This is a genomic window from Streptomyces sp. NPDC001889 (assembly GCF_053594535.1).
In genome coordinates this window covers 144,271-169,532 of record NZ_JBSFER010000016.1, presented here as the reverse complement: position 1 = coordinate 169,532, position 25,262 = coordinate 144,271, and the positions used below count along the sequence as shown (strand labels likewise).

Annotated in this window: 26 protein-coding genes; 20 read left to right on the top strand and 6 right to left on the bottom strand. The window is 72.3% G+C overall.

Features of this window, described 5'->3' with window-relative positions:
• Positions 1-48 precede the first annotated feature (48 nt).
• Positions 49-3,591, top strand: coding sequence for a DNA polymerase III subunit alpha (gene dnaE / locus ACWCRA_RS20230; RefSeq protein WP_351544629.1), 3,543 nt, complete (start codon positions 49-51; stop codon positions 3,589-3,591).
• 96 nt (positions 3,592-3,687) lie between these two features.
• Here the strand turns inward: dnaE and ACWCRA_RS20225 are convergent, their stop codons facing one another.
• Entirely contained in the window at positions 3,688-3,867 is a 180-nt protein-coding gene (locus ACWCRA_RS20225; protein WP_351544632.1) for a hypothetical protein, read from the bottom strand.
• Positions 3,868-4,222: 355 nt separating this feature from the next.
• Between ACWCRA_RS20225 and ACWCRA_RS20220 the strand changes: the two genes are divergently transcribed.
• The 4 genes from ACWCRA_RS20220 to ACWCRA_RS20205 are packed head-to-tail and all read left to right on the top strand — an operon-like array spanning position 4,223 to position 7,961.
• Positions 4,223-5,461, top strand: a complete 1,239-nt coding sequence (locus ACWCRA_RS20220; protein WP_351544635.1) for an NYN domain-containing protein — start codon at positions 4,223-4,225, stop codon at positions 5,459-5,461.
• A 37-nt stretch (positions 5,462-5,498) separates the two neighbouring features.
• Complete coding sequence (locus tag ACWCRA_RS20215; RefSeq protein WP_351544834.1) at positions 5,499-6,473, top strand: ABC transporter ATP-binding protein; 975 nt, start codon at positions 5,499-5,501, stop codon at positions 6,471-6,473.
• Positions 6,470-7,300: an ABC transporter permease gene (locus ACWCRA_RS20210; RefSeq protein ID WP_351544638.1), complete on the top strand. Its 831-nt coding sequence runs from the start codon at positions 6,470-6,472 to the stop codon at positions 7,298-7,300. The genes ACWCRA_RS20215 and ACWCRA_RS20210 overlap by 4 nt, the downstream gene beginning before the upstream one ends.
• A gap of 34 nt (positions 7,301-7,334) precedes the next feature.
• The gene (locus ACWCRA_RS20205) at positions 7,335-7,961 is read left to right on the top strand and encodes a DUF2567 domain-containing protein (RefSeq protein WP_451068204.1); all 627 of its coding nucleotides are present in this window, start codon (positions 7,335-7,337) and stop codon (positions 7,959-7,961) included.
• A gap of 418 nt (positions 7,962-8,379) precedes the next feature.
• On the opposite strand, the gene ybaK is transcribed toward ACWCRA_RS20205, so the two are convergent.
• The 4 genes from ybaK to ACWCRA_RS20185 form a co-directional block, all read right to left on the bottom strand.
• Positions 8,380-8,874, bottom strand: a complete 495-nt coding sequence (gene ybaK / locus ACWCRA_RS20200) for a Cys-tRNA(Pro) deacylase (RefSeq protein WP_351544644.1) — start codon at positions 8,872-8,874, stop codon at positions 8,380-8,382.
• A gap of 180 nt (positions 8,875-9,054) precedes the next feature.
• The gene (locus tag ACWCRA_RS20195) at positions 9,055-9,795 is read right to left on the bottom strand and encodes an LON peptidase substrate-binding domain-containing protein (RefSeq protein WP_351544647.1); all 741 of its coding nucleotides are present in this window, start codon (positions 9,793-9,795) and stop codon (positions 9,055-9,057) included.
• Between the two features lie 11 nt (positions 9,796-9,806).
• Complete coding sequence (locus ACWCRA_RS20190) at positions 9,807-10,850, bottom strand: hypothetical protein (protein ID WP_351544650.1); 1,044 nt, start codon at positions 10,848-10,850, stop codon at positions 9,807-9,809.
• A gap of 223 nt (positions 10,851-11,073) precedes the next feature.
• Positions 11,074-12,675 (bottom strand): oxidoreductase, encoded by a 1,602-nt coding sequence (locus tag ACWCRA_RS20185; protein ID WP_351544653.1) that lies wholly within the window; start codon positions 12,673-12,675, stop codon positions 11,074-11,076.
• 181 nt (positions 12,676-12,856) lie between these two features.
• Here ACWCRA_RS20185 and hisD point away from each other — a divergent pair, with 181 nt between their 5' ends.
• The 8 genes from hisD (at position 12,857) to ACWCRA_RS20145 (ending at position 19,544) form a co-directional block, all read left to right on the top strand.
• Positions 12,857-14,188: a histidinol dehydrogenase gene (gene hisD / locus ACWCRA_RS20180; RefSeq protein WP_451068203.1), complete on the top strand. Its 1,332-nt coding sequence runs from the start codon at positions 12,857-12,859 to the stop codon at positions 14,186-14,188.
• Entirely contained in the window at positions 14,185-15,336 is a 1,152-nt protein-coding gene (locus ACWCRA_RS20175; protein WP_351544659.1) for a histidinol-phosphate transaminase, read from the top strand. The genes hisD and ACWCRA_RS20175 overlap by 4 nt, the downstream gene beginning before the upstream one ends.
• Positions 15,333-15,926 (top strand): imidazoleglycerol-phosphate dehydratase HisB, encoded by a 594-nt coding sequence (gene hisB / locus ACWCRA_RS20170; RefSeq protein ID WP_351544662.1) that lies wholly within the window; start codon positions 15,333-15,335, stop codon positions 15,924-15,926. Before ACWCRA_RS20175 ends, hisB begins: the two co-directional genes overlap by 4 nt.
• Positions 15,923-16,087, top strand: coding sequence for a hypothetical protein (locus ACWCRA_RS20165; RefSeq protein ID WP_351544665.1), 165 nt, complete (start codon positions 15,923-15,925; stop codon positions 16,085-16,087). The genes hisB and ACWCRA_RS20165 overlap by 4 nt, the downstream gene beginning before the upstream one ends.
• Entirely contained in the window at positions 16,084-16,725 is a 642-nt protein-coding gene (gene hisH / locus ACWCRA_RS20160; protein WP_351544668.1) for an imidazole glycerol phosphate synthase subunit HisH, read from the top strand. Before ACWCRA_RS20165 ends, hisH begins: the two co-directional genes overlap by 4 nt.
• On the top strand, positions 16,722-17,447 hold the full coding sequence (priA, locus tag ACWCRA_RS20155) for a bifunctional 1-(5-phosphoribosyl)-5-((5-phosphoribosylamino)methylideneamino)imidazole-4-carboxamide isomerase/phosphoribosylanthranilate isomerase PriA (RefSeq protein WP_351544670.1): 726 nt from the start codon (positions 16,722-16,724) through the stop codon (positions 17,445-17,447). The genes hisH and priA overlap by 4 nt, the downstream gene beginning before the upstream one ends.
• Positions 17,444-18,199, top strand: coding sequence for an imidazole glycerol phosphate synthase subunit HisF (gene hisF, locus ACWCRA_RS20150; protein WP_351544673.1), 756 nt, complete (start codon positions 17,444-17,446; stop codon positions 18,197-18,199). Before priA ends, hisF begins: the two co-directional genes overlap by 4 nt.
• A gap of 139 nt (positions 18,200-18,338) precedes the next feature.
• A complete protein-coding gene (locus ACWCRA_RS20145; protein WP_451068202.1) occupies positions 18,339-19,544 on the top strand; it encodes a cytochrome P450 family protein in 1,206 nt (401 codons plus the stop codon).
• A gap of 102 nt (positions 19,545-19,646) precedes the next feature.
• Here ACWCRA_RS20145 and ACWCRA_RS20140 read toward each other — a convergent pair whose 3' ends face one another.
• The gene (locus tag ACWCRA_RS20140; RefSeq protein ID WP_451068201.1) at positions 19,647-20,285 is read right to left on the bottom strand and encodes a TIGR03085 family metal-binding protein; all 639 of its coding nucleotides are present in this window, start codon (positions 20,283-20,285) and stop codon (positions 19,647-19,649) included.
• 164 nt (positions 20,286-20,449) lie between these two features.
• Between ACWCRA_RS20140 and hisI the strand changes: the two genes are divergently transcribed.
• The 7 genes from hisI (at position 20,450) to trpM (ending at position 25,183) form a co-directional block, all read left to right on the top strand.
• Complete coding sequence (gene hisI / locus ACWCRA_RS20135; RefSeq protein WP_451068200.1) at positions 20,450-20,824, top strand: phosphoribosyl-AMP cyclohydrolase; 375 nt, start codon at positions 20,450-20,452, stop codon at positions 20,822-20,824.
• Positions 20,825-20,835: 11 nt separating this feature from the next.
• Entirely contained in the window at positions 20,836-22,332 is a 1,497-nt protein-coding gene (locus ACWCRA_RS20130; protein WP_451068199.1) for an anthranilate synthase component I, read from the top strand.
• 40 nt (positions 22,333-22,372) lie between these two features.
• Positions 22,373-23,023, top strand: a complete 651-nt coding sequence (locus tag ACWCRA_RS20125) for a TIGR02234 family membrane protein (RefSeq protein WP_351544683.1) — start codon at positions 22,373-22,375, stop codon at positions 23,021-23,023.
• A 222-nt stretch (positions 23,024-23,245) separates the two neighbouring features.
• Positions 23,246-23,512: an HGxxPAAW family protein gene (locus ACWCRA_RS20120; RefSeq protein WP_351544686.1), complete on the top strand. Its 267-nt coding sequence runs from the start codon at positions 23,246-23,248 to the stop codon at positions 23,510-23,512.
• Positions 23,513-23,603: 91 nt separating this feature from the next.
• A complete protein-coding gene (locus ACWCRA_RS20115; protein WP_451068227.1) occupies positions 23,604-24,041 on the top strand; it encodes a DUF2752 domain-containing protein in 438 nt (145 codons plus the stop codon).
• Between the two features lie 135 nt (positions 24,042-24,176).
• On the top strand, positions 24,177-24,986 hold the full coding sequence (gene trpC / locus ACWCRA_RS20110; protein ID WP_351544689.1) for an indole-3-glycerol phosphate synthase TrpC: 810 nt from the start codon (positions 24,177-24,179) through the stop codon (positions 24,984-24,986).
• A complete protein-coding gene (gene trpM, locus ACWCRA_RS20105; RefSeq protein ID WP_451068226.1) occupies positions 24,983-25,183 on the top strand; it encodes a tryptophan biosynthesis modulator TrpM in 201 nt (66 codons plus the stop codon). Before trpC ends, trpM begins: the two co-directional genes overlap by 4 nt.
• Positions 25,184-25,262 lie beyond the last annotated feature (79 nt).

The window sequence follows — 25,262 nt, the reverse complement described above, 5'->3', positions numbered from 1 at the left end:
CAGACACTCCGCTGCCTGCCGTCGCCCGTTTCTCTGGAGGCCCCCGCCGTGACCAAACCGCCGTTCACGCATCTGCATGTGCACACCCAGTACTCGCTGCTGGACGGTGCGGCGCGGTTGAAGGACATGTTCGCGGCCTGCAATGAGATGGGCATGTCGCACATCGCGATGACGGACCACGGCAATCTCCACGGCGCCTACGACTTCTTCCACACGGCGAAGAAGGCCGGTGTGACACCGATCATCGGCATCGAGGCGTATGTGGCGCCCGAGTCGCGGCGGACGAAGCGGAAGATCCAGTGGGGACAGCCGCACCAGAAGCGGGACGATGTCTCCGGTTCCGGTGGTTATACGCATAAGACGATCTGGGCGGCGAACAAGACGGGGCTGCACAATCTCTTCCGGCTCTCCTCGGACGCGTACGCGGAGGGGTGGCTCCAGAAGTGGCCGCGGATGGACAAGGAGACGATCGCCCAGTGGTCGGAGGGCCTGATCGCCTCCACCGGGTGCCCCTCCGGTGAGCTCCAGACACGGCTGCGGCTGGGTCAGTTCGACGAGGCGCTGAAGGCGGCGTCGGAGTACCAGGACATCTTCGGGAAGGAGCGGTACTTCCTGGAGCTGATGGACCACGGGATCGAGATCGAGCGCCGGGTGCGGGACGGGCTGCTGGAGATCGGGCGGAAGCTGGACATCCCGCCCCTGGTGACCAATGACTCGCACTACACCTACGCGAGCGAGGCGACGGCGCACGACGCGCTGCTCTGCATCCAGACGGGCAAGAACCTCTCCGACCCGGACCGGTTCCGTTTCGACGGCACGGGCTACTACCTCAAGTCCACCGACGAGATGTACGCGGTGGACTCGTCGGACGCCTGGCAGGAGGGCTGCCGCAACACCCTGCTGGTGGCGCAGCAGATCGACACCGAGGGCATGTTCCAGGAGCGGAACCTGATGCCCAGGTTCGACATCCCCGAGGGATACACCGAGGTCTCCTGGTTCCGGGAGGAGGTCCGGGTCGGCATGGAGCGCCGCTTCCCCGGCGGCGTCCCGGAGGACCGCCAGAAGCAGGCGGAGTACGAGATGGACGTCATCATCAAGATGGGGTTCCCGGGGTACTTCCTGGTGGTCGCCGACTTCATCATGTGGGCGAAGAACCAGGGCATCGCGGTGGGCCCCGGCCGCGGCTCGGCCGCCGGCTCGATCGTCTCCTACGCGATGGGGATCACCGACCTCGACCCGATCGAGCACGGGCTGATCTTCGAGCGGTTCCTCAACCCCGAGCGTGTCTCCATGCCCGATGTCGACATCGACTTCGACGAGCGCCGGCGCGTGGAGGTCATCCGCTATGTGACCGAGAAGTACGGCGCCGACAAGGTCGCCATGATCGGCACCTACGGAAAGATCAAGGCGAAGAACGCGATCAAGGACTCGGCCCGGGTCCTCGGCTATCCGTACGCCATGGGCGACCGGCTCACCAAGGCCATGCCCGCCGATGTCCTCGGCAAGGGCATCGACCTCTCCGGCATCACCGACCCCTCGCACCCGCGCTACAGCGAGGCGGGCGAGATCCGCGCGATGTACGAGAACGAACCGGATGTGAAGAAGGTCATCGACACCGCCAAGGGCGTCGAGGGCCTGGTCCGGCAGATGGGTGTGCACGCGGCCGGCGTGATCATGTCCAGCGAGACCATCACGGACCACGCGCCGGTCTGGGTCCGCCACACCGACGGCGTCACCATCACCCAGTGGGACTATCCGCAGTGCGAGTCGCTCGGACTGCTGAAGATGGACTTCCTCGGTCTGCGCAACCTCACGATCATGGACGACGCCATCAAGATGGTGAAGGCCAACAAGGGCGTCGACCTGGAGATGCTCGCTCTCCCCCTCGACGACGCCCCCACCTTCGAACTGCTCTGCCGGGGCGACACCCTCGGCGTCTTCCAGTTCGACGGCGGGCCGATGCGCTCGCTGCTGCGGCTGATGAAGCCCGACAACTTCGAGGACATCTCCGCCGTCTCGGCCCTCTACCGGCCGGGCCCGATGGGAATGAACTCCCACACCAACTACGCCCTGCGCAAGAACAAGCAGCAGGAGATCACCCCGATCCACCCGGAGCTGGAGGAGCCGCTCCGGGAGGTCCTGGACATCACCCACGGCCTGATCGTCTACCAGGAGCAGGTCCAGAAGGCCGCCCAGATCATCGCCGGGTACTCGCTCGGCGAGGCCGATATCCTCCGCCGCGTCATGGGCAAGAAGAAGCCCGAGGAGCTGGCGAAGAACTTCACGATCTTCCAGGCCGGCGCGCGCGAGAACAACTACTCCGACGAGGCGATCCAGGCCCTGTGGGACGTGCTGGTCCCCTTCGCCGGATACGCCTTCAACAAGGCCCACTCCTCGGCCTACGGCCTGGTCACCTACTGGACCGCCTATCTGAAGGCGAACTACCCGGCCGAGTACATGGCCGCGCTGCTGACCTCGGTGAAGGACGACAAGGACAAATCGGCGGTCTATCTCAATGAGTGCCGCCGCATGGGCATCAAGGTGCTGCCGCCCAATGTGAACGAATCCCAGTCGAACTTCGCCGCCCAGGGCGACGACGTGATCCTCTTCGGTCTCACAGCGGTACGGAATGTCGGCACGAATGTCGTCGATTCGATCATCCGCTGCCGCAAGGCCAAGGGGAAATACGCCTCGTTCCCCGACTTCCTGGACAAGGTGGAGGCCGTCGTCTGCAACAAGCGGACGGTGGAGTCGCTGATCAAGGCCGGCGCCTTCGACGAGATGGGCCACACCCGCAAGGGGCTGGTCGCCCACCACGAGCCGATGATCGACAACGTGGTGGCGGTGAAGCGCAAGGAGGCCGAGGGGCAGTTCGACCTCTTCGGCGGGATGGGCGACGCGGACGCGCCCGACGAGCCCGGTTTCGGCCTGGACATCGAATTCTCCGATGTGGAGTGGGACAAGTCCTATCTGCTGGCCCAGGAGCGGGAAATGCTCGGGCTGTATGTCTCCGACCACCCGCTCTTCGGCATCGAACACGTCCTCTCCGACAAGTCCGACGCCTCCATCTCCCAGCTCACCGGCGGTGAGCACGCGGACGGCGCGGTGGTGACCATCGGCGGGATCATCTCCGGCCTCCAGCGGAAGATGACCAAGCAGGGCAACGCCTGGGCGATCGCCACCGTGGAGGACCTCGCCGGGTCGCTGGAGTGCATGTTCTTCCCCGCGACCTACCAGCTCGTCTCCACCCAGCTCGTCGAGGACACCGTCGTCTTCGTCAAGGGGCGCCTCGACAAGCGCGAGGACGTGCCCCGTCTCGTCGCCATGGAGCTGATGGTCCCCGATCTCTCGTCGGCGGGCACCAACGCCCCGGTGGTCGTCACCATCCCCACCGTGAAGGTCACCCCGCCGATGGTGACCCGGCTCGGGGAGATCCTCAGCCACCACCGGGGCAACACCGAGGTGCGGATCAAGCTCCAGGGCCCCCGCTCCACCACGGTGCTCCGGCTCGACCGGCACCGGGTGCAGCCGGACCCGGCGCTCTTCGGCGATCTGAAGGTGCTGCTCGGCCCGGCCTGCCTGGCGGGCTGACCGGCAGACCGGCACACGGAAGGGGCGCGCCCGTCGGTACGGGCGCGCCCCTTCCGTGCGTCCACGGCTCCGCCGGGGCGGGCGTCAGGGATGGCGTCAGTTGTGGCCGAAGCGCCGCTGGTGCTTCCGGGCGACATCCGACGGGCTGCCCTGCGCCTGCGACTGGGGCTGGTTCTGGGTCTCGAACGCCGTCGACCTGGCCTCCTCCTTGCCGCGTTCCGCGGCGCTGGAGCGGTCCTGCTGATGACTGCCCTTGCGATTCTTGTTCTTGGCCATGGTGTGCCTCCATCGGGGGTTCTCGGGGCCAGGGCCGCGACCAGATTCACATACGGGACGATGAGTCGCATTTTGGATCATTGCGGTGGGTAAGGGCCCCTTGTCATCGACGTCTGGCGAGGTTTCGCCACGCCGATGATCGAGTTCCGGCCGTTAACCCTCATCCCGTCGGGCAGACTCGAAGGAAACCCGGAACAATCCCCGGTCCGGAACCGTACCCGGGGTGTGTACGTTCCTCGATTCCCCGGAACCGCCGGATCTCTCAGATTTCCCAAGATCGATTCTTCACTTTCTCAGATCTTCAGGCATTTCCCCGATTTCCCAGTCCCCAGGACCTCTGAGTACCCGAAAGAGGGTGGAGCGCGTGGACCGTTGCGTTGTGCTGGTGGACGCCGGCTATCTGCTCGGCGCCGCCGCGAGCCTGCTCGCCGGGGAACCGACACGTTCCCGGATCACCGTCGACCACGCCGCCCTCATCCTGGGCCTGCGTGAACTCGCGGAGGCCGACACGGAACGCCCCCTGCTGCGCATCTACTGGTTCGACGGCGCCCCCGACCGAGTGCCCCAGCCGGAGCACCGCCGGCTGCGGGTGATGCCCCGGGTGACGGTCCGGCTGGGCGCGCTCACCCGCAGCGACGGCCGCTGGGCGCAGAAGGGGGTGGATGCGGCCATGCACGCCGAACTGACCGAGCTGGCCAGAAACCGCGCCTGCTCCGATGTGGTGCTCGTGACCGGGGACGGCGATCTGCTGCCCGGTCTGATGTCCGCGAAGGAGCACGGCGTCGCCGTCCACCTCTGGGCGGTGCAGGCCGCCGACGGCGACTACAACCAGTCGGAGGACCTGGTCGCCGAGGCGGATGAGCGCCGGGTGCTCGACCGGGCCTGGATCACCACCGCGGTCCGGGCCAAGGAGCTGAGCGGGGTCTGCGCGCCGCCGCCCGTGCCCCGGCCGGAGATCGCGGCCATCCTCTCCGCCCCGCTGCCCGAGTCGGCCCTCGCCGCCGCCCAGGCCGCCGGCGGCGATACCCCCCGCAACGGCTCGCGGCCCGCCCCGCCGGACGGGCCCCCGGCGGCTCCCGCCCCCGCGGCCGCCAAGGGGGTGCCCACCCCCAAGGACCTCGCGAGCCTGCGCGCCCCGGGCAGCCACACCCCGCACCACCCGGCGAGCGCCACCCTGCGCTGGTCCTCCGACAAGGGCTGGGTGGAGCGGCCGGGCGCCGGGCCGCTGGGGGAGCCGGCCGAGACCGCGTCCCTGCCCACCCTCGCCCAGCTCACCAGCGCCGAGCAGCGCTGGGCCGACCGCGAGGAGGACATCACCACCGTCGGCGGGGACCCTTTCGAGGTCGGCCAGGTCTTCGCCCGGCGCTGGATGGAACGGCTGACCGAGACCGGGCACGTCCAGAAGCTGTCCACGATGTACCCGCGCATTCCCCACCGCATCGACGGTGAACTGCTCCGGTACGCGGCACGGTTCGGCCTCCTCGCGCACAAGGACGACCAGATCGACGAGCACGACCGCTATGCGATCCGCGCCGGATTCTGGCGGGAGATCGATGTACGGGCCGCCGCCGAACACGCCCCCGCGGGGGAGTAGCGAGCGCGACCCCGTACTCTCGTACCTCGTGAGTACGGTGTGCGTAGTGCGGCGACTGGTGAAGACGTACCCTGCCGCGCGCGCCCGCAGAGGAGTCCCGGCGACGCCGGAGGTCCGGGCAACGGACGGCATCAGCCTGGAAGTCGAGGGCGGTGAGATCTTCGGACTGCTCGGTCCGAACGGAGCCGGGAAATCCACTCTCGTCCGCCAGCTCACCGGTCTGATGCGGCCCGACTCGGGCAGCGTCGAGGTGCTCGGCCACGATCTCGTGCGCCACCCCGAGCGGGCGGCGCGGCTCATCGGCTATCTCGGACAGGAGTCCACGGCGCTCGACGAGCTGACCGTCGCCCTCGCCGCCGAGACCACCGGGCGGCTGCGCGGGCTGACCACCCGGGACGCCCGCGCCGAGCGGGACGCCGTACTGGAGGAACTGGGGCTGACCGAGCTGGCCGGGCGCCCGCTCAAGCGGCTCTCCGGCGGACAGCGCCGGCTGGCCTGCTTCGCCGCCACGCTGGTCGGCCGGCGCCCGCTGCTCGTCCTGGACGAGCCCACGGCCGGGATGGACCCCGTGGCCCGGCGCGCGGTCTGGGGCGCGGTGGACCGCAGACGGGAGCGGTACGGCACGACCGTCCTTCTCGTCACCCACAATGTGATCGAGGCGGAGACCGTGCTCGACCGGGTCGCCGTGCTCGAACGGGGCCGGGTGATCGCCTGTGACACCCCCAGTGGGCTCAAGGAACGAATCGCGGGTGAGGTACGGGTGGAACTGGTGTGGCGCGAGCGCGCACCGCTGGATGTGCCGGAGGTGGCCGCGCTCCGCGGCTCCGCGCAGGAGTCCGGGCGCCGCTGGGTGCTCAGGCTCGCGCCGGACGAGGCACGGGCCGCGGTCGCCGCGGTGACGGGCGGCGCGGCCTTCGCGGCGCTCGACGACTTCACGCTGGCGACGCCCAGCCTGGAGGACGTGTATCTGGCGCTCGGGGGGAACGCGACGAAGGGGCTGGTCAAGGCGTGAGCATCGTGCCCGTGGAGGCGGTGTCCGGGAGGACGAGGACCAGGGGGATCGAGGTGCCGGAGGCCATGGCCGCCGCGCCGCTCGCGCCCCGGGCCCGGCTGTTTCCCGCGATGGGCGCGGTCTACCGCGCCCAGTTGTCGCGGGCGCGGGTCGCCCGCATCCCGCTGCTCTTCGTGGCGACCTTCCAGTCGGTCGGGATCATGGTCCTGATGCGGGGGGTCGTCGACGGCGGGGACGAGGCGCGGGCCGTGGTGGCCGGCTCCTCCGTGCTGGTCGTCGCGTTTGTCGCACTCAACCTCCTCGCCCAGTACTTCGGGCAGCTGCGGGCGAGCGGCGGCCTGGACCACTACGCCACCCTGCCCGTGCCGCCCGCGGCCGTGGTGCTCGGCGCGGCGGGGGCGTACGCCTCCTTCACCGTGCCCGGCACCATCGTGACCGCGGTGGCCGGCAGCGTGCTCTTCTCGCTGCCGATGACGCATCTCTGGGTGCTGGTCGCGGTGATCCCGCTCGCCGGGGCGGCCCTCGCGGGCCTCGGCGCCGCGCTGGGGCTGCTGGCGCCGCGCCAGGAACTCGCCACACTGCTGGGCCAGTTGGGGATGTCGGCGGCGCTGCTGCTCGGGGTGCTGCCGGCCGACCGGATGCCCGCGGTCATCTCGTACGCGCGTGATCTGCTGCCCTCCACCTACGGTGTGGAGGCGCTGGCCAGGACGTTCGAGAGCAGCCCGGACTGGGCGGGCGTCGCGCTCGATCTGACGGTCTGCGCCGTGGTGGGTGTGGTGTCGCTGGCGGTCGCCACCTGGGCGTACCGGCGGGCGGCGGTCCGGTGAGGCGCGGACCGCGCCCGCCTGGCACGATGGCCGGGTGACCGCACCTCTGACTCCGCCGCCGCCGAACGACGACCCCTGGCAGGCTCCGCCCCCGCCCGGCCCGGCGGACGGGACCGCCGGCGACCCCGGGCTCCGGGCCGAGGCCCGGGACGGCGCGCTGGTCATGGTGGCCGTGGCCGCGCTCGGCGTGGCGCTGGGCCTGCTGTGGCTCTGGCTGGCACCGAGGGTGCCGCTGATCTCCGACGGCAAGGCCGTCTTCCTGAAGAACACCGAGGGCGAGGCGGCGGTGGGGGCGGACAGCGTCTTCGCGCTGCTGGGGATCGGCTTCGGGGTGGTGAGCGCGGCGGCGGTGTACTGGTACCGGCGGCGCGGCGGGATCGTCCTGGTCGTGGGGCTGGCGCTGGGCGGGGCGCTGGGGTCGCTGCTGGCGTGGCGGGTGGGGGTGTGGTGGGGGCCGACGGCGGATGTGGTGGCCCACGCGAAGGAGGTGGGGAAGGGGGTGACCTTTGACGCGCCGCTGAAGCTGGGGGCGAAGGGGATGCTGCTCGCGTGGCCGCTCGCGGCGATGCTCACCCATCTGACCCTCACGGCCTTCTTCACCCCGAAGGACCCGGACCCCGCTCCGGCGCTCCCGCCCTGGGATGCCCCTCCCACTTCCTGAGCCTCCCCTCGCACGGCGCGGGCGACGGTCGGGGGCCTGTCCCCGAGCCCCCGCGCCTCCATCGCCGGCGGGGCTGTTTTCTGCCGCTGCGGTGATCTGCGGGGGGCCCGGGGATTTGGGTGGTCTGGGCTGACTGGGCCGGTTCGAGGGGTGTTCCTGGTGGGGGTGGGGTATTTCAGCCCGTCCGGCATTTGAGGACGGACCCCGCACCTCGGGAGACCCGCACGGCGCGGCGGGCCGCGGTCGCGGGCCTGCCCCCGACCCTCCCCGCCTTCATCGCCGGCGGGGCTACGCCGGGCGGCGGCCGTGGTTGGCCTTGCGGGTGCGCCACTTGCGTTTGCGGGTGCGCTTGGACACGGAGGGCCTCCTCGGTGGGCGTCCCTACGGGAATACCGGAGGAACCCCTCCCCGTCGACCCCTACACCCGCCCGATCCTCGCCAGCACCGCCCCCGTCAACCCCACCAGATCCCCGGGCGCCACCTCCACCTCCAGCCCCCGCCTCCCCGCCGAGACACAGATCGTGGAGTGCTCCGAGGCCGACTCGTCCAGCACCGTCGGCAGCCGCTTCCGCTGGCCCAGCGGTGAGATCCCGCCCCGGACGTACCCGGTGACGCGCTCCGCCGCCGCCGGGTCCGCCATCGCCGCCCGCTTCCCGCCGACGGCCGCCGCCAGCGCCTTCAGATCCAGCCGCCCCGCCACCGGGACCACCGCGACCGTCAGCTCTCCGTCCACCTCGGCCACCAGCGTCTTGAACACCCGCTCCGGCGCCACCCCCATCGCCTCGGCCGCCTCATCGCCGTACGACGCGGCCGACGGGTCGTGCTCGTACGCGTGCACCGTGAACGGCGCGCCCGCCGCCGTCAGCGCCACCGTCGCCGGGGTGCCCCCCTGCTTTCCGGACTTCCTCGCCACTGGGCCGTCTCTTTCGGATCGTGCCGGGCTCGCGAGCCCCGGCACCGTGCCTCGCCGTCTCGTCGTCCGTCGCCGACGCTCCGCGTGGGCTCCCTCCTCCGCCTCGCGATCCATGGCACCGGACCCCGCTCACCGATCCGGCCCGATCCGAAAGGAACTCCCCGGGCGGTCTCTCCTGGTTCAGTTGGGGTTGGTCGGTGCCTGGGTCAGATTCACCGCGGGCAGCGACGGCAGATGCCGGATCACCGCCGTCTCCGCGCGGAGCAGCTCCAGTTCCTCCCGCAGCCGCCCCGCCGTGTCCGGCGCCTCCAGCAGCCGCTGCTTGGCGGGCGTGTCCAGCACCGCCGCCGCCGCGACCAGATACGACACCACGGACGGGTCGTCCGGCAGCTCCGCGCCGGTCGACAGGGTCCGCTCGCGCGCCCCGGCCAGCCGTTTCTGGTAGCTCCGGAAGGCCCGCAGCACCCCTTCGGCCAGGGCGCCCGCGCCCTCGCCGGTCGCCTCGGGGATCTCCTCCACCTCGGCGGTGAGGAAGGGGCCGCTCGCGTCGACGGAGAGCAGCCGCACCCGGGTCGTACCGGTGGCGAGCACCTCGAAGGTGCCGTCCTCGCGCTCGCGGATCGTCGCCGCGTCCGCGACACACGCCACCGGGTGGAACACCTGGAGGGGATCGTCCCCGAAGCCCGCCGCGGGGCCGCGCTCGGGCAGCGCGGTCGGGTCGGGCAGGCCGGGCGCCGTCGCCGCGGTCTCGCGGCCGTCGCGGATGGCGACCACGGCGAACAGACGCGGTTCGGAATCATCCGTCTTGAGCAGTTCGCGCATCATGGCGCGGTAGCGCTCCTCGAAGACGTTCAGGGGCAGGACGAGCCCCGGGAACAGTACCGAGTTCAGCGGAAAGAGCGGGAGCCGTGCGGTGGTCACAACGGTCTAGCCTAATGGCCCGCGGGGCCGCTTCGTCCGGTACGGGACCGCAGAGGTGTCCGGGACGCCAGCTCGATCCGTACCCCGTCCCGCGCGTCCAGGAACTGTCCGAGCGGATCATCCGAGAACCGGTTCCACGGGAACGAGGTCGCGTACGGCCCGATCAGCCGGAACTGCTCCAGCGCCGCCTCCCACCGCCCCCGTCTGACCAGGATGTACGCGGTGAGATTGCGGACCTCGGCCGGCCAGGGGTCCGCCGCCGGGTATCCGGCGGAGAGCGCCGCCGCCAGATCGGCCGCGCGGTCGATCCGCTCGGCCTCCAGCGCCGATACCGGCTTCGCCGCGGTCCCGAACCCCTCGTTCTCGATCCTGGCGAAGGCCGCCCGCACCGGCAGCGCCTGCACCAGCGACCCCGGCAGCGCGTCCGCCGCCGCCTGCTCGGCGAAGTCGAAGCACTCCCGGTGCGAGCCGTGCCACTGCGCCGAGAGATAGCGCAGGGCCGCCACATGGCAGCCGTAGTGGTGCGGCGAACGGCGCACCGCCTGTTCCCACAGCCCCTCGAACGCGGTGTGCCCGGCATGGGTGCCGCGGGCGTGGTCCAGGGCGATCCGCCAGGGCACGGGATCGCCGGGGGCCGCCGCTGCCGCCGCGCCGATCAGCGGACCGATCTCGCGCAGCCGCTCCACCCGCGCGGGCGACTCCCACGCCCGCCGCACCGCCAGCTCCGCCTTGACGGTCAGCGCGTCCGGATCGTGCGGCGCGGCGGCCAGCCAGGAGCCGAGCCACTCGCCCCGGGAGTACGCGAAGACCGCGAGCCGCATCACATACCGGTCGCGGTTCTCCCACTCCGCCGCCTCCCGGGTGGTCGCCAGCAGCTTGGCCGCCGGTTCGTACTCGCCCAGGGCCGCGGCCACCAGGGCCGGCCCGATCCGTTCATCGGGCGCGTCGAGCAGCACCTCCTCGCCGGGTGGCAGTCCCTCGGCCAGCCGCGGCGAATGGCGGATCATGCGCAGGGTGCGAAGCAGTGCTCTCGGCAATGACATGGTGCGGACCATTGAAAACCGCAGGTGGGGGCGGCGCCAGAGGGTGGCTGTGAAGCTTTGGTGGCGGCGGGATGGTTGTCCTGACGCAAGCCAAGAGACTGTAAAGAAAAGCGCCCCCGCCATGAGGAAGGGCGCCCCCGCCGTCCGCCGGGGCACGCGCTCACCGCCCGGCCCGCCACTCCCGGCCGCCCGCCAGGCCCCGGCCGCACCTCACGGCCCCCGGCGCATCCCCGGCTCATCCCCGGTTCAGCAGCCTCGTCGCCCCCGCCGCCACCGTCGTCGCCAGAATCCACCCCAGCATCACCAGCACCGCGGCGGCCCACTGCCAGTGCCCCTCCAGCCGCCAGTACCCGTCCTGGCCGAGGTTGATCACCGGGATGAGCAGATCCAGCGCGTAGAGCGGGGCGTTCCACTCCGGGTGCTCCTCCTTCTTGATGGGGGCCGGGTCGACCCGGGAGAAGGCGAGCGCCCCCGCCGCCCACACCACCGCCATCCACAGCGCGGCCCGCCCCGGCCGGTAGCCGTACGCCACGGTCCAGTCCTGGAGGAAGCCCCACAGCTTCGCCGCCAGCGGCAGCGTCTCGCGGCGGCGGCGCTGCTTGGTCAGCAGCACCTCCCGCGCGTCCGCGTCCTCCCCGCTGTTGCGGAGCACGGTCGCCAGCCGCTCGTACGGCTCCGGGGAGTACTCCGGCGTCGCCGACGCCACCCACTCCAGCCGGCGGCTGAGCGGGAAGTCCTCGTACGGCACGAGGTTCTCGTAGACGAAGCCGCCCATCGCCAGGCCCCCGGGCCCCGGCCAGCTCGCCGCCAGATCGACCAGGGTCACCACCTTCGCCCCGTTCAGCACGACCCGGCCCTCCTCGGGGCGCTGGGCGTTGAACCGCAGTTCGGGGCTGACTATCCGGCGCAGCGACAGCTCCTCCCCGGGGCTGAGCACAAAGCGCGCCCGGTGCAGATCCACCGCGTCCCCGAACCGGCCATCGTCCAGACGCACCCCGCCGTAGCACTCGAAGGGCCGGAGCCGGGTGTTGCGCCGCCGCGCGTCGCCCAGCGGGATGCCGAACGGGGGAGTGGCGTTCTGGTCGCCGGTGGTCTCGCTCACCCAGGCACCGGTCATGTACAGCGTCCGCTCGACCGTCAGCTGGGGGGCGTTGAGCGCCCGGCGCTCGGCGGCGGCCCGCAGCCGGCTGCCGCGCAGGCTCAGGGAGACCCCGACCTTCGCGCCGCGCAGACTCACCTCCCCGTACGTCTCGATCAGCTCCGCCTGTAAGTCCTGCGCCACCGAGAGGCCGTCCGCCGTGATCGCCCGGCCCCGGCGGTCCGGCCGCACATGGATCTGGTTGATCAGCAGATCCGTGCCGATCTGCGCGTCGGTGAGCCGGATGCCGTGCTCCACCCGGCAGCGCGGCAGATGCAGATCGCCCTCGGTGCGCAGCCGGGCCGCCTCGATCCGCGGAATCGCGCAGCCCACCATGCGCACGGTCGTGAAGTGCGTCTCCGGCAGCCAGATCTCGTTCTCGAACCGGCAGCCGCTCAGCTCGACATAGGGGGAGACGCTGCCGCCGGCCAGCTTGAGCGTGCCGGTGATCTGCCCGCCGCGCAGCTTCAGCGCCGCGACCCGCCCGGGGTGCGGCTCCGGTCCGCTCAGCAGCAGCCGGGCCACGATCGAGGCCCGGACACTGCGCTCGGGGCCCCAGCGGCGGGGCGAGAAGGGGTCGTTCAGCAGGGGGTCGGGATCGCTCAGGTCGTAGGTGCTCCCATTCCGAAAGGCGTTCCACATGCGCTGTTCGGTCGGGCTGAGCCCGTCCGGGGGTCCCTCGTCCGGCGGCTCTGTCAAGGCCGCTCCTCCGCTTCCTCTGCGTGCACCGGTGCTCACTCAACGTGTCGTACAGTCGTTCTTCCCGCTGAGTGACCGGGTGAACGCTAGTGGTCATGGAATATGCGGGAGCACCCTGGGGTGTGTATCAGCCAGTGATACGGCGAACGGCAGTCGAATCGGGTCTGCGAGAATTGGCCGTGTGATTTCCCGAATCGATCTGCGCGGCGATGCCCTCCCCGAGGGGGCCGCCCTGCGCGCCCTGCTGCCCCGTGCCGAGTTCGACGTGGAAGCCGCCCTGGAGAAGGTGCGGCCCATCTGCGAGGACGTGCATCATCGCGGCACGGCGGCGCTGATCGAGTACGCGGAGAGGTTCGACGGCGTCACCCTGGAGCGGGTCAGGGTCCCCGCCACCGCGCTCGCCACCGCACTGGCGGGGCTGGACCCCGAGGTCAGGGCGGCGCTGGAGGAGTCCATCCGGCGCGCCAGGATCGTCCACCGCGCCCAGCGCCGCGGCGAGCACACCACCCAGGTCGTCCCCGGTGGCACCGTCACCGAGAAGTGGGTCCCGGTCGAGCGCGTGGGTCTCTACGCGCCGGGCGGCCGGTCCGTCTACCCCTCCTCCGTGATCATGAATGTGGTCCCGGCGCAGGAGGCCGGTGTCGAGTCCATCGCGCTCGCCTCCCCGCCGCAGAAGGACCACGGCGGTCTGCCCCACCCGACCATCCTCGCCGCCTGCGCCCTCCTCGGCGTCGACGAGGTGTACGCGGTGGGCGGCGCCCAGGCCGTCGCGATGTTCGCGTACGGCACCACCGGCCCCGACGGCTGCCCGCCCGCGAACATGGTCACCGGCCCCGGCAACATCTGGGTCGCCGCCGCCAAGCGCTACTTCACCGGCCGGATCGGCATCGACACCGAGGCCGGCCCCACCGAGATCGCCGTCCTCGCGGACGCCACGGCCGACCCGGTCCATGTCGCCGCCGATCTGATCAGCCAGGCCGAGCACGACCCGATGGCCGCCGCCGTGCTGGTCACCGACTCGCCCGCGCTGGCGGACGCGGTGGAGCGGGAGCTGGTCCCGCAGATCGCGGCCACCCGGCACGTCGAGGACCGCATCGTGCCCGCCCTCTCCGGCACACAGTCCGCGATCGTCCTGGTCGACGGAGTGGAGGAGGGGCTGCGCGTCGTCAACGCCTACGGCGCCGAGCACCTGGAGATCCAGACCGCCGACGCCGCCGCGGTCGCCGCCCGGGTGCGCAACGCCGGCGCGGTCTTCATCGGCCCCTACGCGCCCGTCTCGCTCGGCGACTACTGCGCGGGCTCCAACCACGTCCTGCCGACCGGCGGCTGCGCCTGCCACTCCTCGGGGCTCTCCGTCCAGTCCTTCCTCCGCGGCATCCACCTCGTGGACTACACCCGCGACGCCCTCGCCGAGGTGACCCACCACGTCGTCACCCTCGCCGAGGCGGAGGATCTGCCCGCGCACGGAGCCGCCCTGAAGGCGCGCTTCGGATGGAAGGTACCGAGCAAGTGACCGAGCCGCCCGCCCGCGAGAAGTCTCCCGTCCGCGAGAAGTCCCCCGTCCGCGAGGAGCTTCCCGTCCGTGAGGAGCTGCGCGGCAAGTCCCCGTACGGCGCCCCCCAGCTGGACGTCCCCGTCCAGCTGAACACCAACGAGAACCCCTACCCCCTGCCCGAGCCGCTCGTCGAGCGCATCGCCGAGCGGGTGCGGGAGGCCGCGCGCGGCCTCAACCGCTACCCCGACCGGGACGCGATCGAGCTGCGCACCGGCCTCGCCGCGTATCTGACCCGCACCACCGGGCACTCCGTCGGGGTGCGGAACGTCTGGGCGGCCAACGGGTCCAACGAGGTCATCCAGCAGCTGCTCCAGACCTTCGGCGGCCCCGGCCGGACCGCCATCGGCTTCGAGCCCTCGTACTCGATGCACGCGCTGATCTCCCGGGGCACCGGCACCGGCTGGATCTCCGGCCCCCGCGATGACGACTTCACCGTCGATGTCGCGGCGGCCTGCCGTGCCATCGCCGAGCACCGGCCCGAGGTGGTCTTCATCACCTCGCCCAACAACCCCACCGGCACCGCCGTCGCGGCCGACACGGTGCTCGCGCTGTACGAGGCGGCCCAGGCGGCCCGCCCGTCGCTGGTGGTGGTGGACGAGGCGTATGTCGAGTTCAGCCACCGCCCCTCGCTGCTCCCGCTCATCGAGGGCCGTCCCCACCTGGTCGTCTCCCGGACGATGTCCAAGGCGTTCGGCGCCGCCGGGCTCCGGCTCGGCTATCTCGCGGCCCACCCGGCCGTGGTCGACGCCGTCCAGCTCGTCCGGCTGCCGTACCACCTCTCCGCCGTCACCCAGGCCACCGCGCTCGCCGCGCTGGAGCACACCGATACGCTGCTGGGGTACGTCGAGCAGCTGAAGACCGAGCGGGACCGCCTGGTCACCGAGTTGCGCGCCCTCGGATTCGAGGTCACCGACTCGGACGCGAACTTCGTCCAGTTCGGCCGGTTCGCCGACGCCCACGAGGCCTGGCAGCGGATTCTCGACCAGGGCGTCCTGGTCCGGGACAACGGTGTGCCCGGCCGGCTGCGGGTCACCGCGGGCACCCCCGCCGAAAACGACGCGTTCCTCGACGCGGTACGTCAGTTGAAGAAGGAGCAGAGCGCATGAACCGCGTGGGCAGGGTGGAGCGCACCACCAAGGAGACCTCCGTGCTCGTCGAGGTCGATCTCGACGGCACCGGGAAGACCGACATCTCGACCGGGGTCGGCTTCTACGACCACATGCTCGACCAGCTCGGCCGCCACGGGCTCTTCGATCTGACCGTGCGCACCGAGGGCGACCTCCACATCGACTCGCACCACACCATCGAGGACACCGCCCTCGCCCTGGGCGCCGCCTTCAAGCAGGCCCTCGGCGACAAGGTCGGCATCTACCGCTTCGGCAACTGCACCGTCCCCCTGGACGAGTCGCTCGCCCAGGTCACCGTGGACCTCTCCGGCCGCCCGTATCTGGTGCACACCGAGCCCGAGCGCATGGCGCCGATGATCGGCTCGTACGACACCACGATGACCCGGCACATCCTGGAGTCCTTCGTCGCCCAGGCGCAGATCGCGCTGCACGTCCACGTCCCGTACGGCCGCAACGCCCACCACATCGTCGAGTGCCAGTTCAAGGCGCTCGCCCGGGCGCTGCGGTACGCCTGCGAGCACGACCCGCGCGCCGCCGGAATCCTCCCCTCCACGAAGGGCGCGCTGTGACCGGCCTCTCCACTGTCCTGATCGTCGTGGGGCTCTTCCTCCTCGGCGGTGTGTACTCCTTCGCCAAGCAGGAGCAGCCCAAGGGCGTCATCGTCCTCCTCGCGATCGGAGCCGCGATGTGTCTCGTCGCAGGTGCGCTCCGGCTGACGGTGTGGGCATGAGCGCCCCCCGGAAGGTCGTCGTCCTCGACTACGGATTCGGCAACATCCGCTCCGCCGAGCGGGCGCTGGCCCGGGTCGGCGCCGAGGTCGAGATAACCCGCGACTTCGACACCGCGATGAACGCCGACGGCCTCGTCGTCCCCGGCGTCGGCGCCTTCTCCGCCTGCATGGACGGACTGCGCGCCGCCCGGGGCGAGTGGATCATCGGGCGCCGGCTCTCCGGCGGCCGGCCGGTGCTCGGGATCTGCGTCGGCATGCAGATCCTCTTCGCCCGGGGCATCGAGCACGGGGTGGAGACCGAGGGGCTCGACGAGTGGCCCGGCACGGTCGGCCCGCTCAAGGCCCCGGTCGTCCCCCACATGGGCTGGAACACCGTCGACACCCCCGCCGACAGCACTCTCTTCGCCGGGATCGACCCCGGCGACCGGTTCTACTTCGTGCACTCCTACGCGGTGCGCGACTGGGATCTGGAAGTCACCAACCCCGTCATCCGCGCCCCCCGGGTCACCTGGGCCACCCACGGCGAGCGCTTTGTCGCCGCCGTGGAGAACGGCGCGCTGTCGGCGACGCAGTTCCACCCCGAGAAGTCCGGCGACGCCGGCGCCCAGCTGCTGACCAACTGGATCGGAACACTGTGAGCAAGCTCGAACTCCTCCCCGCCGTCGATGTCCGCGACGGCCAGGCCGTCCGTCTCGTCCACGGAGAGTCCGGTACGGAGACCTCCTACGGCTCCCCGCTGGACGCGGCCCTCGCCTGGCAGCGCGCGGGCGCCGAGTGGCTGCACCTGGTCGACCTGGACGCCGCCTTCGGCACCGGCGACAACCGCTCGCTGATCGCCGAGGTCACCTCCGCCATGGACATCCGGGTGGAACTCTCCGGCGGCATCCGCGACGACGCCTCGCTCGCCGCCGCCCTCGCCACCGGCTGCACCCGGGTCAACCTGGGCACGGCCGCGCTGGAGAGCCCCGAGTGGGTCGCCAAGGTCATCGCCGAGCACGGCGACCGGATCGCGGTCGGCCTCGATGTCCGCGGCACCACTCTGCGGGGGCGCGGCTGGACCCGCGACGGCGGCGACCTCTACGAGACCCTCGCCCGGCTCGACTCCGAGGGCTGCGCCCGCTATGTCGTCACCGACATCGCCAAGGACGGCACTCTCCTCGGCCCCAACCTGGAGCTGCTGAAGAACGTCTGCGCCGCCACCGACAAGCCCGTCGTCGCCTCCGGCGGGGTCTCCTCGCTGGACGATCTGCGGGCCATCTCCGCCCTCGTCCCCACGGGTGTGGAGGGCGCGATCGTCGGCAAGGCGCTGTACGCGAAGGCGTTCACCCTGGAGGAAGCGCTCGCGGCGGTGGCGGAGTGACCCTCGCCGTCCGGGTCATCCCCTGTCTGGACGTCGACAACGGCCGGGTCGTCAAGGGCGTCAACTTCCAGAACCTGCGGGACGCCGGCGACCCCGTCGAGATGGCGAAGCTCTACGACGCCGAGGGCGCGGACGAGCTGACCTTCCTCGACATCACCGCCTCGTCCGGGAACCGGGAGACCACCTACGACGTGGTGCGCCGCACCGCCGAGCAGGTCTTCATCCCGCTCACCGTCGGCGGCGGGGTCCGCTCGGCCGACGACGTGGACCGGCTGCTGCGCGCGGGCGCCGACAAGGTGGGCGTCAACACCGCCGCCATCGACCGCCCCGAGCTGATCCGCGAGATCGCCGAGCGCTTCGGCCGCCAGGTGCTCGTGCTCTCCGTCGACGCCCGCCGCACCCCGTCGGGCTCCTTCGAGGTCACCACCCACGGCGGCCGCCGGGGCACCGGCATCGACGCGGTCGAGTGGGCGCACCGCGCCGCCGAACTGGGCGCCGGTGAGATCCTGCTCAACTCGATGGACGCCGACGGCACCAAGGACGGCTACGACACCGAGATGATCGCCGCGGTACGCGCCCTGGTGAGCGTCCCGGTGATCGCCAGCGGTGGCGCGGGACGGCTGGAGCACTTCCCGCCGGCGATCACCGCCGGCGCCGACGCGGTGCTGGCCGCCTCGGTGTTCCACTTCGGCGATCTGCGCATCGCGCAGGTCAAGGACGCACTGCGGGAAGCCGGTCACCCGGTCCGCTGAGCCGTGGCGGCGGTGCCGCGGGAGGCTTCGGCCAAACCCGTGGCACCCTACACGTACAGAAGTCCTAAAACCGTCGTACAGCCGCCCCGCGGGCCGGGTTAGCGTGCCGTTCAACCCGTCTATCCTCTGGGGGAACACCATGGCGGTCCGGCCCGTTGTCGATCTGCTGGAGCTCAGCCCGGATTTCCTGCGCGACCCGTACCCGGTCTACGCCAAACTGCGGGCCGAGGGCCCGCTCCACCGGGTGCGCAACCCCAGAGGTCTGGAGCTGTGGCTGATCGTCGGACACGACGCGTGCCGTGCCGCCTTCACCGACCCGAGGCTGAGCCGCGACTGGGTGGGGTCGGGGGACATCTCGCTGATCTCCGGCGCGGGACCCGACCACCCGGGCCACGCCCATATGCTGATGGCCGACCCGCCCGACCACACCCGGCTGCGCCGGCTGGTCGCCCGCGGCTTCACCGTCCGCCGGGTCGAGTCGATGGCCGCCCGGGTCCAGCAGGTCGCCGATGAACTGCTCGACGCGATGGAGGCGGACGGGCGGCGCGAGGCCGATCTGATCGCCTCCTACGCCTTCCCGCTGCCGATGATCGTCATCTGCGAGCTGCTCGGCGTGCCGGAACTGGACCGGGACCGCTTCCGCGTCTGGTCCAACGAGATCATCGCCCCCACCAACCCCGCGAACGAGGGGCGGGCCTACACGGAGCTGCTGGAGTATCTGGTCGCGCTGATCGCCGCCAAGCGGGAGCGGCAGGGCGACGACATGCTCAGCGCCCTGATCCACGCCGTGGACGAGGGCGGCGACCGGCTCTCCCACAAAGAGCTGATCGGGATGTCCCTGCTGATCCTGGTCGCCGGGCACGAGACCACGGTCAATCTGATCGGCAACGGCATGCTCGGGCTCTTCGCCCACCCCGATCAGCTCGCCGACCTCCGCGCCGACACGGGTCTGCTCGACGGCGCGATCGAGGAGATGCTCCGCTACGACGGCCCGGTGGAGAACTCCACCTTCCGGCTCGCCCTGGAGGACATCGAGCTGGGCGGGGACACCATTCCCGCGGGCTCGCCCGTCGTCATCGCGATGGCCGACGCCGACCGCGACCCGGTGCGCTTCCCGGAGCCGGACCGCTTCGACATCCGCCGGGACGCCCGGGGCCATATCGCCTTCGGCCACGGCCTCCACTACTGCCTGGGCGCGCCCCTGGCCCGGATGGAGGGGAAGATCGCGATCCGCTCGCTGCTGGAGCGCTTCCCCGGTCTGGCCCTGGCCGTGGACGAGCGGGAGCTGAACTGGATGTCCGGGATGCTGATCCGGGGGGTGCGGTCGATCCCCGTGCGCTGGTGATCACCCCACGGCGCCGGCCCGGCACGGTCGGTTCCGGCACGGCGGGGCCCGGGCGGGGATGCCGTGCGCCCCCGGGGCCGGGCCGGAGCCCGGGCGCCTCGGTCAGGACGAGATGCCGAGGCGGGCGTCCCGGACCCGGGAGACCGCTTCCTTCTCGCCCGCCAGATCCACCTGGGCCGCGTCCTGCCGGCCGAAGGCGAAGACGGTCAGCTCACCCGGTTCCCCGGTCACCGTGACCACCGGGGTGCCCCGGTGCGCCACCGCCGTCTGCCCGTCCGGGCGGCGCAGCACCAGTCCGACGGGTGACTTCCGGCCAAGCAGCCGGGCACCCTTCTCCAGCCGGGCCCAGAGCGCGTCCTCGAACACCCGGTCCAGCGGGCGCGGCGTCCAGTCGGGCTGGGCCCGCCGCACATCCTCCGCGTGGACGAAGAACTCCACCGTGTTCGCGGCCTCGTCCACCTGCTTGACGCTGTACGGGGAGAAGCGCGGCGGACCCGTGCGGATCAGCTGGATCAGCTCCTCGTACGGCTTCGCGGCGAACTCCGACTGCACCCGCTCCAGCCTGCCGCGCAGGGCGCCGAACAGGATGCCGCCGGCCGCGTCGGCCCGGCGCTCGCGCACCACCACATGGGCCGCGAGGTCCCGGGTGCGCCAGCCCCCGCACAGGGTCGGCGCGTCCGGACCGGCCGATTCCAACAGATCCGCGAGCAGAAGCCGTTCACGCTTCGCATGGGTCGACATGCTGGCCAGGGTACGGCGACCGGGCCCGGTCCGCCCAGCGACCCGTCCGCGACCCGCCCGGGTGCGGCCCGGTGACCCGTCCGCGCCCCGCCGGGCGGCCCGCCCGTGCCCGTCCGGGTCCGGCCTGTGGACGGCGGCCCGGACCACCCCCGGGGCGCGGCACAATGGAGCGCATGACCAGCAGTGTCCCCGCCAGCTCCCTCGACCCCGCCGTCGCCGCCCGCCTCAAGCGCGACCCCGACGGGCTCGTCCCCGCCATCGCCCAGCAGTACGACACCGGGGAGGTGCTGATGCTGGGCTGGATGGACGACGAGGCCCTGCACCGCACCCTCACCACCGGCCGCTGCACCTACTGGTCCCGCAGCCGCCGGGAGTACTGGGTCAAGGGCGACACCTCCGGCCATGTCCAGCACGTCAGGTCCGTCGCCCTCGACTGCGACGCCGACACCCTGCTGGTCAAGGTCGACCAGGTGGGCGCGGCCTGTCACACCGGGGACCGCACCTGCTTCGACGCGGGCGCGCTCCCGCTCGGAAAGTAGGGTCGGGCGCCATGGACCTGGAGACCTTCCGCAAGCTCGCCGCCGACCGCCGTGTCATCCCCGTCAGCCGCCGCCTCCTCGCCGACGGAGACACCCCGGTCGCGCTCTACCGCAAACTGGCGGCCGAGCGCCCCGGCACCTTCCTGCTGGAGTCGGCCGAGAACGGGCGGTCCTGGTCCCGCTACTCCTTCGTGGGTGTGCGCTCCGCCGCCACCCTCACCGAGCGGGACGGCCGGGCGCACTGGCTCGGCACCCCGCCCGTGGGCGTCCCCGCCGACGGCGATCCGCTCGCCGCGCTGCGCGCCACCGTGGAGACCCTGCACACCCCGCGCGACCTGGTCTCCGGCATGCCGCCCTTCACCGGCGGCATGGTCGGCTATCTGGGGTACGACATCGTCCGCAGGCTGGAGCGGATCGGCCCCGGCGAGCGGGACGATCTGCGGCTGCCCGAGCTGACCATGCTCCTCACCTCCGATCTCGCGGTGCTCGACCACTGGGACGGCACCGTCGTGCTGATCGCCAACGCCATCAACCACAACGACCTCGACACCGGGGTCGACGAGGCCCACGCGGACGCCGTCGCCCGGCTCGACGCCATGGAGAGGGACCTCGCCCGCCCGCTGGCCTCCGTACCGGCCGTGCTGCCGCCCTCCGAGCTGCCCGCGTTCTCCGCGGAGTGGGGCGGCGAGCAGTACCAGGAGGCCGTCGAGGACATCAAGGAGCGCATCCGGGCCGGGGAGGCCTTCCAGGTCGTGCCCTCCCAGCGGTTCGAGACGGAGTGCGCGGCGAGCGCTCTCGACGTCTACCGGGTGCTGCGGGCCACCAACCCCAGCCCGTACATGTACCTCTTCCGCTTCGACGGCTTCGATGTCGTCGGCTCCAGCCCCGAGGCCCTGGTCAAGGTCGAGGACGGGCACGCCATGGTCCACCCCATCGCCGGCACCCGCCCGCGCGGCGCCACCCCGCAGGAGGACCAGGCCCTCGCCGACGAGCTGATGGCCGACCCCAAGGAGCGCGCCGAGCATCTGATGCTGGTCGACCTCGGCCGCAACGACCTGGGCCGGGTCTGCCGCCCCGGCAGCGTCGAGGTCGTCGACTTCATGTCCATCGAGCGGTACAGCCATGTGATGCACATCGTCTCGACGGTGACCGGCGAGGTCGCCGAGGGCCGTACCGCCTTCGACGTGCTCACCGCCTGCTTCCCGGCCGGCACCCTCTCCGGCGCGCCCAAGCCCCGCGCCATGCAGATCATCGACGAGCTGGAGCCCTCCCGGCGCGGGCTGTACGGCGGCTGTGTCGGCTATCTCGACTTCGCCGGCGACTCCGACACCGCGATCGCCATCCGCACCGCGCTGCTGCGCGACGGCACCGCGTACGTCCAGGCCGGAGCGGGTGTCGTCGCCGACTCCGACCCGGTCGCCGAGGACACCGAGTGCCGGAACAAGGCCGCCGCCGTGCTCCGCGCCGTCCACACCGCCAACCGTCTGAACGGCGGTACCGGCCGGTAGCCTCCGGCCGCCCCCCGGTTCCGGAACGGCGTAGGGGATAGTGGGTCGGGTGAGTGCTGTTCCCGTACCCCAGCCCCGTACCGCCTCCACAGCCGCCCCGGCCGCCCGGAGCGGCCGCCGGAGCCTCGCCGCCGCCCTGCTCCTCGGCGCCGCCGGCGCCGCCGTCGTCCTGCTCACCTCGGGACAGACCTGGGCCGAGGGCACCGCCGAGGCCGCAGGCACCCCGCTGCCGCTGGAGGCCGGCGGCAGCGAGGTCACCGGCGTCCCCACCGCTCTCGCCGTCGTCGGCCTGGCCGCGCTCGTCGCCGTCTTCGCGGTCCGCCGCTCCGGCCGGCTCCTCGTCTCGGCGCTGCTCGCCCTGAGCGGCGCCGGCGCCGCGCTCGCCGCCTTCCTCGGCGCCACCGACTCCACGGCCCTCGACGCCAAGGCGGCCGAGGCCGTCGGCGACTCCGCCGCCACCGCCGACGCCCTCACCCATACGGCCTGGCCCTGGGTGAGCATGGCCGGCGCGCTGCTGATCCTCGCCGCCGGGCTGCTCGCGCTCCGCTACGGCGCCCGGTGGCCCGCCATGTCGGGGCGGTACGAGCGCGAGGGAGCGCCCCGGGCCCGCACCGCGCCCGCTTCCGCCGACCCCGACCGCCCCGAGGACCTGTGGAAGGCTCTGGACCGCGGCGAGGACCCCACCCGCTGACACCCGGCCCGCCGGCACCCGGGCCCCCGCCGCCCGGCCCCCGGCCGTCCGGGCCATCCGGCCCCGCTCCCGGCCCCCGGACGCGTACGGACGCACCGCGTGCGGAACAATGAGTGACGAGCCCGGCGGATTCCCGTACCAGGGCTCACCGGCACGGCGCCGGGCTCACTCCCGAGCACCTGCACCGGGCTCACCACAGACATCAGCAACGAGGAGCAATTCATGTCGGCCTCCGCCCACGGACACACCCCGGCCGCCTGGACCGGTGTCGTCATCGCCTTCGTCGGCTTCTGCGTCGCCGGCGTCTTCATGGTCGCCGCCAACCCGCTCGGCTTCTGGGGCGGCATCGCGCTCGTCTTCGTCGGCGGTGCCGTCGGCCTGGCGATGAAGGCCGCCGGTCTCGGGAGCCCGAAGAAGTCCGCGGAGCAGCTGGAGGCCCGGGAGCGGGCCACCGAGGCGGCGCGCGCCCACGCCCGCCCCGCTCTCTGACGGCCCGGGACGACCCGCGGCGCGCGGCGCGGACCGGCACCGCCGGGCTGCGCCCGCCCGCGTCCCCGGCGACAATCACGGGGTGGACGCCATGACCTCCTCCGCCGCCCCCGGGCGGCGGCCCGGACCCGCCCCGCTCGCCCGCCGGCTCGTCGCGCCCCTGGCCACCCTCGCGGCGGTGGCCGGGGCCTTCGCGTACGTGGGCGCGGTCGACCCCAATGAACCCGGCCACTATCCGGTCTGTCCGCTGCTCGGCGTCACCGGTCTGTACTGCCCGGGCTGCGGCGGTCTGCGCAGCGCCCACGCCATGGTCAACGGCGACCTGGCCACGGCTCTCGGGTCCAACGCGGTCGCCGTGGCCGGCGCTCTCGCCTTCGCCGTCATCTGGCTGGCCTGGCTGATTCTCGCCGTCCGGTCCCGCCCTCTGAGACTCCGTGCCGCACCCGTGTGGTGGTGGTCGCTCGGCGGCGCCGTCCTGCTCTTCAGCGTGGTGCGGAATCTTCCGTTCGGCTCCGCGCTGGCCCCCTGAGGCCCCGCGCCGGGCCTCCCGGAGTCCCATCACGTGGGACGGCCGGCGGCCGGATGCGAGGCCGGAGCCCCGCTGCGGATACCATCGGCAGTGGCTGAACCTCAACCATCAACGTTCCGGAAGGGGGCCGCTCGGGTGAGTGTGCTCGACGAGATCATCGAAGGCGTACGCGCCGACCTCGCGGAACGGCAGGCGCGCGTCAGCCTCGACGAGCTCAAGGAGCGTGCCGCCAAGGCCCCCGCGGCCCGGGACGGCGCCGCCGCGCTGCGCGGCGAGGGTGTCCAGGTCATCTGCGAGGTGAAGCGCTCCAGCCCGTCGAAGGGCGCGCTCGCCGCCATCGCCGACCCGGCCGGACTCGCCGCGGACTACCAGGAGGGCGGCGCGGCCGTCATCTCCGTCCTGACCGAGCAGCGCCGCTTCGGCGGCTCGCTCGCCGACCTGGAGGCCGTCCGGGCCAAGGTCGACATCCCGGTCCTGCGCAAGGACTTCATCGTCACCGCCTACCAGCTCTGGGAGGCCCGTGCCCACGGCGCCGACCTGGTGCTGCTGATCGTCGCCGCGCTGGAGCAGGAGGCCCTGGTCTCGCTGATCGAGCGCGCCGAGTCGATCGGCCTCACCCCGCTGGTCGAGGTCCACGACGAGGAGGAGACCGAGCGCGCGGTGGCGGCCGGCGCCCGCATCATCGGCGTCAACGCCCGCGACCTCAAGACCCTCAAGGTCGACCGCTCCACCTTCGAGCGGGTCGCGGAGGACATCCCGGCCCACATCGTGAAGGTCGCCGAGTCCGGGGTGCGCGGCCCGCACGACCTGATCGCCTACGCCAACGCGGGCGCCGACGCCGTGCTCGTCGGGGAGTCCCTGGTCACCGGGCGCGACCCCAAGGCGGCCGTCGCCGACCTCGTCGCCGCCGGCGCCCACCCGGCCCTGCGCCACGGACGGAGCTGACGCTCCCCGTGCACCCGCCCCGCCGACCGCCGCCGGTCCCCGGCCACGCCTACGCCCGCCTGGCGCGCGGCTGCCGCCCCCGCGGCTGCCGCGCCCCGGCCCGGCGCGTGCACGGCCGCCGGGTCCGGTATGTGATCGGCTCGGAGCCGGGGCAGGTCAACGGCATGCGATGGCGCGCCGAGCCCGCGCACCACTGACGCCCGCTCCGCCCGGGGAGTGCTCCCCGGCGGGCCCGCACCGGTGATCCCCCGGCTCTTCCACCCGCGTACGAGGACC

What these genes read in the sequence shown, in the direction of transcription:
- ACWCRA_RS20130 (WP_451068199.1), top strand. Translation starts at nt 20,836, where the DNA reads ATGGACCTGGAGACCTTCCGCAAGCTCGCCGCCGACCGCCGTGTCATC.
- ACWCRA_RS20145 (WP_451068202.1), top strand. Translation starts at nt 18,339, where the DNA reads ATGGCGGTCCGGCCCGTTGTCGATCTGCTGGAGCTCAGCCCGGATTTC.
- ACWCRA_RS20190 (WP_351544650.1), bottom strand. Translation starts at nt 10,850, where the DNA reads ATGGTCCGCACCATGTCATTGCCGAGAGCACTGCTTCGCACCCTGCGC.
- ACWCRA_RS20115 (WP_451068227.1), top strand. Translation starts at nt 23,604, where the DNA reads ATGACCTCCTCCGCCGCCCCCGGGCGGCGGCCCGGACCCGCCCCGCTC.
- ACWCRA_RS20140 (WP_451068201.1), bottom strand. Translation starts at nt 20,285, where the DNA reads ATGTCGACCCATGCGAAGCGTGAACGGCTTCTGCTCGCGGATCTGTTG.
- ACWCRA_RS20120 (WP_351544686.1), top strand. Translation starts at nt 23,246, where the DNA reads ATGTCGGCCTCCGCCCACGGACACACCCCGGCCGCCTGGACCGGTGTC.
- ACWCRA_RS20225 (WP_351544632.1), bottom strand. Translation starts at nt 3,867, where the DNA reads ATGGCCAAGAACAAGAATCGCAAGGGCAGTCATCAGCAGGACCGCTCC.
- hisI (WP_451068200.1), top strand. Translation starts at nt 20,450, where the DNA reads ATGGAGCGCATGACCAGCAGTGTCCCCGCCAGCTCCCTCGACCCCGCC.
- hisH (WP_351544668.1), top strand. Translation starts at nt 16,084, where the DNA reads ATGAGCGCCCCCCGGAAGGTCGTCGTCCTCGACTACGGATTCGGCAAC.
- hisB (WP_351544662.1), top strand. Translation starts at nt 15,333, where the DNA reads ATGAACCGCGTGGGCAGGGTGGAGCGCACCACCAAGGAGACCTCCGTG.